Annotated in this window: 10 protein-coding genes; 8 read left to right on the forward strand and 2 right to left on the reverse strand. The window is 63.3% G+C overall.

Annotated features, from left to right (window positions below; genetic code table 11):
- Window positions 1-852: a transporter substrate-binding domain-containing protein gene (locus tag MKI84_RS05270; protein ID WP_425353793.1), complete on the forward strand. Its 852-nt coding sequence runs from the start codon at window positions 1-3 to the stop codon at window positions 850-852.
- An 81-nt stretch (window positions 853-933) separates the two neighbouring features.
- Window positions 934-2,181: a CapA family protein gene (locus tag MKI84_RS05275; protein WP_241617143.1), complete on the forward strand. Its 1,248-nt coding sequence runs from the start codon at window positions 934-936 to the stop codon at window positions 2,179-2,181.
- Between the two features lie 174 nt (window positions 2,182-2,355).
- On the opposite strand, the gene MKI84_RS05280 is transcribed toward MKI84_RS05275, so the two are convergent.
- Complete coding sequence (locus MKI84_RS05280; RefSeq protein WP_241617145.1) at window positions 2,356-3,687, reverse strand: aspartate aminotransferase family protein; 1,332 nt, start codon at window positions 3,685-3,687, stop codon at window positions 2,356-2,358.
- 91 nt (window positions 3,688-3,778) lie between these two features.
- On the opposite strand from MKI84_RS05280, the gene MKI84_RS05285 reads away from it, so the two are divergent.
- From MKI84_RS05285 to MKI84_RS05305, 5 genes are all read left to right on the forward strand, one after another.
- Complete coding sequence (locus MKI84_RS05285) at window positions 3,779-4,681, forward strand: LysR family transcriptional regulator (protein WP_241617147.1); 903 nt, start codon at window positions 3,779-3,781, stop codon at window positions 4,679-4,681.
- 138 nt (window positions 4,682-4,819) lie between these two features.
- Window positions 4,820-5,881, forward strand: a complete 1,062-nt coding sequence (locus tag MKI84_RS05290; RefSeq protein ID WP_241617149.1) for an extracellular solute-binding protein — start codon at window positions 4,820-4,822, stop codon at window positions 5,879-5,881.
- A gap of 116 nt (window positions 5,882-5,997) precedes the next feature.
- Window positions 5,998-7,113 carry a putative 2-aminoethylphosphonate ABC transporter ATP-binding protein gene (locus MKI84_RS05295; RefSeq protein WP_241617153.1) on the forward strand — a complete coding sequence of 372 codons (1,116 nt, stop codon included), beginning with the start codon at window positions 5,998-6,000 and terminating at the stop codon, window positions 7,111-7,113.
- Window positions 7,107-8,810, forward strand: a complete 1,704-nt coding sequence (locus MKI84_RS05300) for a putative 2-aminoethylphosphonate ABC transporter permease subunit (RefSeq protein WP_241617156.1) — start codon at window positions 7,107-7,109, stop codon at window positions 8,808-8,810. The genes MKI84_RS05295 and MKI84_RS05300 overlap by 7 nt, the downstream gene beginning before the upstream one ends.
- Window positions 8,811-8,819: 9 nt before the next feature.
- Window positions 8,820-9,617, forward strand: coding sequence for an inositol monophosphatase family protein (locus tag MKI84_RS05305; RefSeq protein ID WP_241617158.1), 798 nt, complete (start codon window positions 8,820-8,822; stop codon window positions 9,615-9,617).
- A gap of 162 nt (window positions 9,618-9,779) precedes the next feature.
- Here the strand turns inward: MKI84_RS05305 and MKI84_RS05310 are convergent, their stop codons facing one another.
- Window positions 9,780-10,730: an aldo/keto reductase gene (locus tag MKI84_RS05310; RefSeq protein ID WP_241617569.1), complete on the reverse strand. Its 951-nt coding sequence runs from the start codon at window positions 10,728-10,730 to the stop codon at window positions 9,780-9,782.
- 123 nt (window positions 10,731-10,853) lie between these two features.
- On the opposite strand from MKI84_RS05310, the gene MKI84_RS05315 reads away from it, so the two are divergent.
- Window positions 10,854-11,705 (forward strand): LysR family transcriptional regulator, encoded by an 852-nt coding sequence (locus MKI84_RS05315; protein WP_241617160.1) that lies wholly within the window; start codon window positions 10,854-10,856, stop codon window positions 11,703-11,705.
- Window positions 11,706-11,963: the final 258 nt, after the last annotated feature.

An 11,963-nucleotide genomic window follows, 5' to 3' on the forward strand; every position in this document is an offset into this window, starting at 1 on the left:
ATGCAAAAGCTCATGCTTGCCCTTGCCCTTCCCTTTGCCCTCGCCGCCACGATGGGGCTGGCGCCCGCCTTCGCGCAGGAACCGATGAAGGTCACCATTGCGACCGAGGGCTCCTCGCCGCCCTGGAACTCCACCGACTCCACCGGCAAGCTGATCGGTTTCGATGTCGATCTCGGCTATGAGCTGTGCCGCCGCATGGGCGCGACCTGCACCTTCGTCGCGCAGGACTGGGACGGCATCATTCCCGCCCTCACGGTCGGCAAGTACGACGCCATCATGGGCGGCATGTCGATCACCGAGAAACGAAAGAAGACGATCGATTTCTCCATGCCCTATGCGGTGGGCTTCAACCAGATCGTGATGCGCAAGGGTCTCGGCCTGCCGCCGACCGATGCCAAGGCGAAGCTGAACCTCACCCAGATGGCCGCGTCCAAGCAGGCGACCATCGACACGCTGCGCACCGCGCTGAGCGGGCGGACTCTGGGCGTGCTGCGGTCGTCCAACTCCGAGGTCGTGGTGAACGAGTTGTTCGGCAAGGTGGCGACCATACGCAGCTACGACACCAACGAGAACATGACCATGGACGTCGCTGCCGGCCGGGTCGACGGCACGCTGGCGGACTTCTTCGTCCTAAAGACCTTCCTTGAGAGCAAGGATGGCGACGTGGCCGAATTCTACGGACCCATGCTCAATGGTGGCCCGTGGGGGCCTGGTGCCGGCATCGGCATCCGCAAGACCGATCCGCAGTTGAAGGCCGCTTTCGACAAGGCGATCGCGAGTGCCAATGAGGACGGAGCCATCAAGGCCCTGACCGAGAAGTGGTTCGGCATGGACATGTCGCCGCCGAAGTAGCCCTCCGCGGACGAGCGGCGATGCGTCTGCCGGCGGCGCCGCCTTCCTCCCCGCCGTCCTCCTTTGAAAGAACACCGTGTCATGTCCAAGCCGTTCACCCTCGCCGTGACGGGCCAGTCGCTCATCCATCACGATGTGCGGGAAGCTGCCGAGCCCGGTTTCGTCCGCGTGGTCGAAACCCTGCGGCGCGCCGATGTCGCCTTCACCAATTTCGAGGGCTGCATCTACGGCCGGCACCAGGGCTGGCCGCTCAAGGGGTTCTATTTCGGCTCGTCCGGCCCCGACGTGCTCGATGCGTTGAAGGCCATCGGCTTCAACGTGCTGTCGTTGTCGAACAATCACGCCTTCGATCTCGGCCCTTCCGGCATCCTGTCGACGCTGGAAGAGGTCGGCTCGCGCGGATTCCTGCACGCGGGGATCGGCATCAACCGGGCCGACGCCGAGAGCGCCGGCATCGCGCAACTAGGCGGGCGCGAGGTCGCGCTGGTGGCGATGGATGCGGGCCCCGGTCCGGACAACATGTATGCCGACGACGCGGACAGGGATCGCCCGGCGCGCCCCGGCGTGAACCGGCTGCGCGTGAAGCGGATTTTCGAGCTGGACCCCGCCCGGATCGAACCCCTGCGGGAGATCCAGCGCCTGTTCGAGAGTTCATCGCTGGAACGGGCGAATTACGCGCAGCCCAATGACCGTCCCTCGGTCGCGGCGGATGAGATCGACTTCTGGGGCACGATCTTCGGCGAGGCCGCCGCGCCGTGCCGCCGCATCGTCGTGGACGAGGACAGTGCCTGCCTTCAGCTCGACGCGATACGCCGCGCTGCGGCCGGGGGCGCCTTCGTGATCGCCTATCTGCACCAGCATCACTGGGAGCCGAGCTGGCAGAACGTGCCGGCGTGGGTCGTCGATTTCGCGCATCGCTGCGTCGATGCGGGCGCCGGCGCCTTCGTCGGCCATGGCGCTCCCGTGCTGCAGGCGATCGAGATCTACAAGGGCGCGCCGCTGTTCTACGGCCTCGGAAATTTCCTGTTCCACCTGAAGGAGGGGCAGACAGAATGGAGCCCGCCCGAGGTCTGGAAAAGCGTGGTCGCGACCTGCCATTTCGACGGCGATGGGAGGGTAGCGGCCATTGATCTTCTCCCCGTGGTCCTCGGCGGGGAGCAGCGGCTCGGCGCGGACGACTATCACAACCGAGTGCTGCCGATCGCGGCGCAGGGAGATGTTGCGCAATCGATCTTGAACGATCTTAAGCAGCGCTCGGCCCCCTACGGCACCGAGGTCGACGCCAAACGCAGACGGATCATGGCCGCTGCTGCTCTGTCAGCAATATGACCGATGTGGCCTTCACTGGTCCGCTGCCGCGAAACAAGAAACGTCGATCTCGCGCCAAGAGCGGCCGTTAGACCCGGCCCGGGATGGGGACATTGCAACCAGGTTTTGACGCCGGCACTTGCTAGCCAAGTGCCGGCCCAAACAAAATTTCCCGTGCCAGCGATCTCCGCCGGGTTAGGCAATGCCGTCGGCTTCAATCGAGCCGAGCACGCCATCGAGAACATCGAGCGCGTGCGACATCTGTTGAAGCGTGCAATCGAGCGGCGGCTTGACCTTGATCAGGTTGCCGAGCCCCGCATATCGGCTCTCGCCATACAGCACGCCCCTTTTGAGGCCGCGCTTGTAGACCTCGCCGGCCGCCCGGCAGGCCGGCTCCTTGGTGGCGCGGTCTTTGACCAGTTCGAAGGAGACGAACAGTCCCGGCCCGCGGATGTCGCCGATGAGGGGATGGCGGGCGGCCAGCTCGTGCAGGCGCTGGGTGGCGTAGTTGCCGAGCTTTCGCGCATTGTCGCAAAGATTGTCGGAGATGATCGCATCGAGCGTGGCGACCGCCGCGGCCATCGCGACCGGGAACTGGCCGAAGGTCAGCGCATCCTCGCCCGACTGGAAGCCCGCGAGCTTCTCGCTCGCCATGATGCCGGCAAGCGGAAAACCGCCGCCCACGCCCTTACCGAAGGTCATGATGTCGGGAACGATGCCGTAATAATCGGAGGCGAACATGGCGCCGGTCCGGCCGAAGCAGCTCTGGATTTCATCCCAGATCAGCACGATGTCGTAGCGATCGCAAATGTCGCGGATGCCGGCCAGAAAGCTGCGGGGCAGCACGATGTGCCCGCCATTGCCCATGATCGGCTCCAGCATAATGGCCGCGACGCCGCCATCGACGCCGCGCTGGATCGTGTCCTCCAGAAGCTGGAGGCAGAGTTTCGAATCCGTCTCGACATCGAAGTCCAGCCGCGGACGATAGGGATCGGGATGCGGGACACGCACGAAGCGCGGCTGGATCGACAGAAACGGGTTGTTCGGATGCGGCCAGCTTGCCGCCATCGTGGTGATGGACCGGCCGTGATAGGCATCCTGCAGCACGATGAGATTGTGCCGCCCGGGCTTGTTCCGGAAGGCAAGCTTGATCGCCATCTCGACCGCAAGGCTGCCGTGAAGACAGTAGCCGATGCGCGTCAGATCGCCGGGCGCGATGTCACGCAGGCGCGCCGTCAGTTCGAGCAGCGGGAGCGTGTTGAAGTTCGGACGCGCATGGGTGATCTCGCGCATCTGCGCGATGGCCGCGTCGATCACGCGCGGATCGTTGGCGCCGAGATTGTTGGACCATGCCTGCGATGTGCAGTCGAGATATTCCTTCCCCTTATCATCCCAGACGAGGGAGCCGAGGGCACGGACGAGGGTGATTTTGGTATCGTCGCCCTCTACTGGATCGTGAACAAGGGATTTCCTGCCGACATCTATATAATTGCTTTCGTCAGCTACTTTTTGGCGGCCGATGTTCATGGATCACCTCAACGAATTCGAATGAGGCGATTATTCATGCAATGCGATTGACAACAATGACGAATGGCCGAAGGATTAATTCGGCCAGATTATGAATATCCAGTTCCGCCATATCCGCGCCTTTGTCACGGTTGCGATCGAGAAAAGCTTCGCGCGAGCGGCCGCGAGGCTGAACGTCTCGCAGCCTGCCCTTTCGCAGACCATCATTCAGCTGGAGCAGGATGTCGGCTTCCCCCTCTTCGCCCGCACGACCCGCCGGGTCGAGTTGACGGAAGAAGGGCAGCGCCTGTTCGACAAGGCGCGGCGAATCCAGCGCGCGGTCGAGGATTTTGCGGGCGAAGCTCATTCGCTGCAGCTCTCGCTGAAGAACGAGCTGCGGGTCGGCTTCCTGATAGGCACCGCGGTCGAGTACATACCGACGATCGTGCGCGAGTTCGAGCGCCTGCATCCCAATGCGCATCTCGCGCTCAGCGAATTCGACTTCTCCGACCCGACCGCCGGTTTGCGCGACCACAAGGTCGACTGCGGCATCATAAGACCTCCCATCGCGATCGACGACATCCACGTCGTGGAACTGGCGCGGGAGCCCTGCGTGGTCTGTCTGCCGGTCGGTCATCCCCTGGCCGCCCGCACCTCCGTCGTTCTTGCCGATATCCTCGACGAGCCGATCATCAGCGCGCCCGGCGACAGCGTCTGGCGCGACTACTGGCTCGCGATGGAACATCGCGGCGGGCGCATGCCGAAGGTCGTGCTGGAAGCGGCGACGGTCGAATCCGAGCTTCAGGCCGTCGCGACCGGGAAAGGCATCAGCATTTCCGCCGAGAGCACGGCGAAGTTCTATTCGCGGCCCGGTGTCGAGTTCAGGATCATCGATGACATGCCGGCCTGCCGCATCGGCATCGGCTACCGGGACACGTCGCACAGACTGCTCGCGGACTTCATCGCGATCGTGCGCAGCGTGCCATCGCCTTTCTCGGGCGCCGAGAAGGGCTGAGCCCCCGCCCTCTCCGGGCCCGGCCGCGCCGGTTTTATTCATAATCCCAGCGAATGAATGCTTCCAAACATCGTCATTGTTGCCGCGTGCCTGCCATGGGCTAATCGGGAGGAAATCAACCAATAATGGGGAACTGGAATGAAACGTGACGTGCTGGATCGCGGTCTTCTCGCCTCGCGCAAGACGGTCCTCGCCCTGTCGATGGTCCTGATCTCATCGGTCGCGCAGGCGGATACGGTCACGGGGACGCTGAACGTCTACAGCGTCAACGAAGAACCCTTCCTCGCCGAGTTCATGCCGGTGTTCAAGGCCAAGTACCCCGAGCTCAAAGTCAATGTGATCCACGGCTCCGGCGGCCCGGTGCTTGCCCGTGTCCTGGCGGAGAAATCCAATCCGCAAGCGGATGTCATCCTTTCCCTTCCGGGCAGTTCGCTGGTCATTCTGCAGAAGCAGGGCTTGCTCGACACCTACAAGACCACTGAGGCGGAGCATCTCAAGCCTCACATGACGGATCGCGAACCCGGCGGCCCGCAGTGGACGCCCGTCGACGCTTTCGGCAGCGCGATCTGCTTCAACAAGGCGGAAGCCGAGGCGCGGAACGCGCCGACACCGACCAAATGGTCGGACCTGACGTCGCCGGCCTATAAGGGCCAGATCGTCATGCCCAACCCGGCCTCGTCGGGCACCGGCCTCCTGATGGTCGCCAACTGGTTCCAGCTGCTGGGCGAAGAAGGCGCCTGGAGCTACATGGACAAGCTGCACGAGAACGTGGCGCAGTATCTCCATTCCGGCTCGGCGCCGTGCCGGATGGCGGCCAGCGGCGAGGCCATTATCGGTTTATCCTATCCCAATATCGGCGTGCAGTCGATCAACGCAGGCGCGCCGCTGGCGGTGATCCTGCCCGAGGAAGGCAATGGAGCGGAGATCGAGGGCAACGCCATTCTCAAGGGCGCCAAGAACGTCAAGGCGGCCAAGCTTCTGATCGACTTCATGGCGACCGAGGACGCCCAGAAGATCGCGGGAAAATACTATGCGGTGCTCGCCCGCAAGGGGGTGGCCAGCACGACGGCGGCCAACTATCCCACCAACGAAGAAGAGAAGATGAACTTCTTCGACTATAACTGGCTCGCGGCCAACAAGGACCGCATCCTTGCCGAATGGCAGAAGCGCTACGGTGGCAAAAGCGCCCCGAAGAAGTGAACCCGCACGGTCAGTCGCTCGTGGCCCCTGCAGAGCTTTGAATCCGCAGGGGTCCCGCCATATGCCGCCTCAAGGAGTCGGCACTGAACGCTCCACGCCCGATCCCAGAGAGCCTCATGAGCCGATTGAAACCGCCCGATGGGGAAGCGCCCTATCTCACCCTCGCCGGTGTTTCCAAGAATTATGGCGCTATCCGTGTTCTCGACGAGGTCTCCTTTTCGATCCGGAAAGGCGAGTTCGTCTGCTTCCTGGGGCCATCCGGTTGCGGAAAGACCACATTGCTGCGGGTCATTGCCGGGCTTGAGTCCCAGAGCGCCGGCGACATTCAACAGGACGGGCGCGAGATCGCCCGCCTGCCCGCGTCGGAGCGGGACTTCGGCATCGTGTTTCAATCCTATGCCCTGTTTCCCAACCTGACCGCGACCGAGAATGTCGGCTTCGGCCTCAAGGGGCGGGGCCTGAGCCGGACCGATATCGCCCGGCGTTGCGCGGAACTGCTCGAACTGGTCGGGATCGCCGAGCATGCGGCCAAATATCCCTCGCAGCTCTCGGGCGGGCAGCAGCAGCGTGTCGCCATCGCCCGTGCCATCGCCATGCAGCCCGGACTGCTGCTGCTCGACGAACCTCTCTCCGCCCTCGATGCCCGCGTGCGGGCCCGGTTGCGCGAGGAAATGCGCGATCTGCAGCGCAAGCTCGGCATCACCACGATCATGGTGACCCATGACCAGGACGAGGCGCTCTCGATGGCCGACCGCGTGATCGTCATGAACCGGGGGCGCGTCGAGCAATTCGACACGCCGTCCACCATCTACCGCGACCCGAGCACCGCCTTCGTCGCGCATTTCGTCGGCGACATCAACACCACGCAAGCCGTGTTCCAGGACCGCGGGCAGGTGCAAGTCGGCGACCGGCTGATCGCCTGCCGATCCGACCGGAGCTATCTCGCCTCGACCACGGTTCTGGTGTCGATACGGCCGGAAGAGGTCGTGCTGCGCCCTCGGGCGGCGTCGGGCGGCAATGTTTTTTCCGCGACGGTCGAGACCGTTGAGTTCTCCGGCATCCTGTCGCGGATCCGGCTGTCGGTGCCCGATTTTTCGCAGCGGCCGATCCACGCCTGCGTGCTCGGGAACCAGATCGAAGCGCTGAACATCCGGGAAGGCGAAGAATTATCCGTCGCGCTTCCCGCGGAAAAGCTCATGCTGTTTTCCGTCGAGGGAGATGCGGCATGCTGAACTCCCTTACCGGGCACGCTCCCTCACATATCGTGCAGAAATCGGCGCGGGACGAGCGATCCCTGACCCTGCTGCTCGGTGCGATCTTTCTTTTCCAGATCGTCACCATCGTTCTCCCTCTGTGCTTCCTGCTCATCCGCAGCGTGCAAGACAATGATGGCGGCTTCGTCGGTCTCGCCAATTTCCGGCGTTTCATGACCGAGGCCGGACTGGCGCAGGCGGCGATCAACAGCGTCTTTATCTCGTCGATCTCGACGGTCATCACGGTCAGCCTCGGCTTCGCCTTCGCCTACCTTCTGACGCGCACACGGACGCCGTTCCGTTCCACCTTCCGGGCGCTTTCCATGATCCCGCTGCTTGCGCCGTCGCTGCTGCCGGCACTGGCGCTGATCTATCTGTTCGGTCAGAAAGGCGTGCTGCGCGATCTGATGTTCGGGCACAGCATCTATGGTCCCATTGGCATCGTCATGGCGGAGGTGATCTTCGCCTTTCCCCAGGCGGTGCTCATCCTCTCCACCTCCCTCCTGATGGCGGACCAGCGACTTTACGATGCCGCCCTCGCCATGCGCGCCGGGCCGGTACGCAGCTTCCTTGCGATCACCCTGCCGAGTTGCCGCTATGGCCTTGTCAGCGCGACGCTCGCGGTATTCGTGAAGGTATTCACCGATTTCGGCGCGCCGGCCGTGATCGGCGGCTCCTACCCCGTGCTGGCCACGGAAATCTTCAAACAGGTCATCGGCCTGTTCGATTTCAGCATGGGCGCGGTTGTCGGCCTGTGCCTGCTGGTGCCGGCGCTATTGTCCTTCATCATCGAACGCCGGGTGCTCCGGGGCAATGTGTCGATGGTCTCCGCACAGTCGGTTCCGCTGACAATAAAGCCGAACCGGGCTCGCGACCTTGCCTTCCTGATTTTTGGCGGTGTCGTCGGAATCTGCTTCGTGGCCCTCGTTGGCATCACGGCGTTCGGCTCGGTCGTGCGGTACTGGCCATATAATTTGAGCCTGACATGGGCCCACTATAATTTCGAGGCAGTCGATAATACCGGCCTCTCGGTTTACGCCCACAGCATTCTGCTCGCGCTGCTCACCAGTCTCTTTGGCACCGCGCTCGTCTTCCTCGGGGCGTTTCTGGTCGAGACGGTGCGTGGCGCCGCGCAATTGCGGGCGGCGGTTCACTTTCTCAGCATGGTGCCGCTGGCAATCCCCGGACTTGTGCTGGGCCTCTCCTATATTTTCTTCTTCAACAACCCCGACAACCCTCTCAATGTCGTCTACGGGACGATGACCATACTCGTCCTGTCGACAATCGTTCATTTCTACACGGTCCCCCATCTCATCGCGCTGACGGCACTGAAGCAGATCGATAGGGAGTTCAACGCGGTCTGCGCCTCGCTGCGCGTGTCGCGCTACCGCATGCTGCGGAGCATCGTCGCGCCGATCTGCCTGCCAGCCATCGTCGATATCTGGGGCTATCTGTTCGTGAACGCGATGACGACGGTCTCCGCCGTGATCTTCCTGTTCTCGGCCGATACTCAGCTGGCCTCCATCACCATCGTGCGCTGGAACGATGCCGGCAAGATCGCGCCGGCCTCGGCGATGTCCATCGTCATCTTCGTCACCATTGCGGTCTTCATGCTGCTCAAGAACCTGCTGCTCGCGCGCTCTATCCACAGCACGCAGCAATGGCGATCACGGTGAGGCGCCGACATGCGTGATCCCATGGCTTGCGACCCGCGCTATCTGGAAGCCGCTGCCTGCTTTGCCGATGCCGCCCGGGCGACGGCAATGAAATACTTCCGCCAGAACCCCGGCATAACCAGAAAGCCCGACGCCTCGCTGGTGACGGAGGCCGACCTCGCGGTGGAGACCCATCTGCGGGGGATGATTTCGGCCGCCTTCCCGACGCACGACATCATAGGAGAGGAGTTCGAGGCGCTTGGCACCTCCTCGGCCTTACAATGGGTGGTCGATCCGATCGACGGCACCTCACGTTTCGCCGCAGCCCATCCTCAGTTCGCGGTTCTCATTTCCCTCCTGTTCGAAGGCAGTCCCATTCTGGGCCTGCTCGATGCGCCCGCGACGGATGAACGATGGATCGGGGCCCGTGGCCATCCCACCATGTTCTTCGACAAGGAGGGAGGGCACCTTGCCCGGGTTCGTGAATGTGCATCGCTTGGCGACGCTACGGTGTTCCTGGGTGGTGGAATGATGCGCCTGCAAGACCCGATGGCAGTCTGGAATGCCCTGCCGGGTAAGAACCGCCTCATGGAGGGAGAAGCCTATGGTTATGGCCTCCTCGCCTCCGGCTATGCCGATATCGTCACGGACTGCGGCATGAAGATCTGGGACTATCTACCTCTCGTTCCGATCGTCGAAGGTGCGGGCGGCGTTATCACCGACTGGTCGGGGCGCGGACTCCTTCGCGAGCAGAACGTCAACATTATTGCCACCGGCTCCAGTGAGCTTCACCGTGTTTCCATAGCTCGACTGGAAGGGCTGGTCTGACGGCGTCGAATTCATTGGCGGACGAGCCGGCGGCTACACCAGCTGGAGCAGGAGAAGGAGAAGGTGACGCGGCTTCGAGAAAGCGCATGTGGCCCGATCCACTCCCCATCGGAATAGGTGGAAGCTTTGAAACAGTCGATCCGAAGCGGATCGTGTTCTCAGTCATCGCGCGCGCGGCGATCCCTCGGGTGGACGTTGGAGCAGCCTCTCGATCTCGAGCATGACGGGCTCGGGGAGCGGGCCTAACGCCATAGCTCCTGCGTTCTCGGTTGCCTGGGCCGCGGACTTGGCTCCGGGAATTGGCAGAATTCCCGGTCCCTTGGCCAGCAGCCAACACAGCGCGCCCTGCGCCAGCGTCCGGCCGCCGACCGTGAGCAGCTCTCGAACCGCCGCCATCTGCCGTGCCAGATCCGGGCGCGGACGCCCGGCATCGAAATAGCCCTGCCAGTCCGGGGGGCCGACGCGCACGTCTCCTTCTGGCACGACGCGGCCGTCATCGAACTTTCCGGTCAGCACGCCCATGCCGAGCGGCGAGCGAATGAGTTGGGTTAGGCCATGCTCCATCGCCACCCGGCACATGGAAGGCGCATCGAAGAATAGGTTCATGGAATGCTGCACGGTGGAGAAGCCGAGCCGGCGCGCCATGGCCCCGGCGCTCGCCGGGAAATCCGTGCTCCAGCCATAGCTGCCGATGGCGCCGGCCGCCACGAAGGCTTCCAGTGTCTCGAAAGCCGGTTCGGCGTCCGCGACCGGGAGATCGTTCAGATGAAGTAGCATGACGTCGATATGATCCCGCCCGAGGCGCCGCAGGCTCTGCTCGACCGACTCGCGCACATAGGCGGGATCGAAGCGCGGCCCCGTCAACTGCCGGGTCTCGGCATCGATCGAATGGCCGAATTTCGAGACGATCACCGCCTCGCCCCGCCGCGCTAATGCCTCGCCGAGAAGGCGCTCGGAATGGCCGGCGCCATAGACCGCCGAGGTGTCGAATACCCTTATTCCATGATCCCAGGCGGCGTGGATGGCGCGCAGGGACTCGTCGTCGGCGGCCCCCGAATAGCCAGCGGCGATATCGCCGAACCAGAACGGGCCGCCTATAGCCCAGCAGCCCATGCCGATGCGCGGCGCCGTGTGCAGTCTTGATGTCATCTTTCCCGAAGCTCCATTCTGGATCGACCGGGAAAGTGCGATGTTGACGACGATCCGTGCAGTCGCTGGAAATGAAAGGCCGCATTCATGGATGAAACGACGCTCGACTGGTCCGACCTCAGGATCTTTCTGACGGTCGCGCGGGCGGGCGGGCTGGCGGCGGCGGCAAAAGCGATGGGACAGAGCCCGGCGACGCTCGGCCGCCATATCGTCGCTCTGGAGCGTGCCCTCGGCGAGGAGCTCTTCCGCCGCCTGCCGGGCGGCTATGAGCTCACCGAGGCCGGGAAACGACGCCTCTTCCAGGTCGAGGCGGTGGAAGGGCGCATCATCGATATCGTGCGAGCTCCGTCCGAGCGGGACGCAGGATTGCCGATCCGCATTTCAGCCGGAACCTGGATGACTTGGTTCCTGACGAGGCACATTGCCGAACTCGGCACAGCCGGACGGTTTCTCGTCTTCAGCGCCACCGAGGAGCGGCACAATATCGGCCGGCGTGAAACCCTGATCGGCATCCGCAACCAGCGCCCGACCACAGCTGGGCTGGCGGTGCGCCGGACGGCAAAAGTGAGCTTTGCACCCTATGCCTCGAATGACGGATCGGCAGGAGACGGCTGGATCGCCTGCACCGTCGACACGCCGTCGGCCCGGTGGGTTCGCGACCATCGACGGGCGCAGATCCGCATGGAGGTGTCCCATCCGCGCACGCTTCTCGATCTGGCTCTGGCCGGTGCGGGGCAGGTAGTGCTGCCCTGCTTTGTCGGCGCGGCGCACGAAGGTCTGGTCAGGACCGGCCCTGTCATTGAGGAGCTGTCACACGAACAATGGCTGGTCGTTCATGGTGAGGATCGAAACCGGAGTGGCGTCCGCGAGACGATCGACGCCATCTCTAGCCTCATTGTCGCAAATCGATCGATGTTCGCTGCGATGGAAGAGGCGTGACGGTAGAGGCGCGCCAGAAGCCGAAGTTCGCTGCGGCGGCGACGAATGGCCGGTATGGGGCCGGAAGCTGTCTGTCCGCTGTTGGCTGCCGCTAAGCGGATAGCCGCCATCCTGCAGCCGCCCCCAGCCGGTCAAGCGATAAGTCTGCAAGCGTCGCTTACCGCAACCTATTGCATAAATGTTGTTCAACAATAATGAATGTCGGGGAAGCTGCCCTCTGGTAGGGAGCGGATTCGTCAAATCCACGTTTGGGACGAA

It is taken from the genome of Ancylobacter gelatini, from assembly GCF_022601675.1.
GTDB classification, from domain to species: Bacteria; Pseudomonadota; Alphaproteobacteria; order Rhizobiales; family Xanthobacteraceae; genus Ancylobacter; species Ancylobacter gelatini.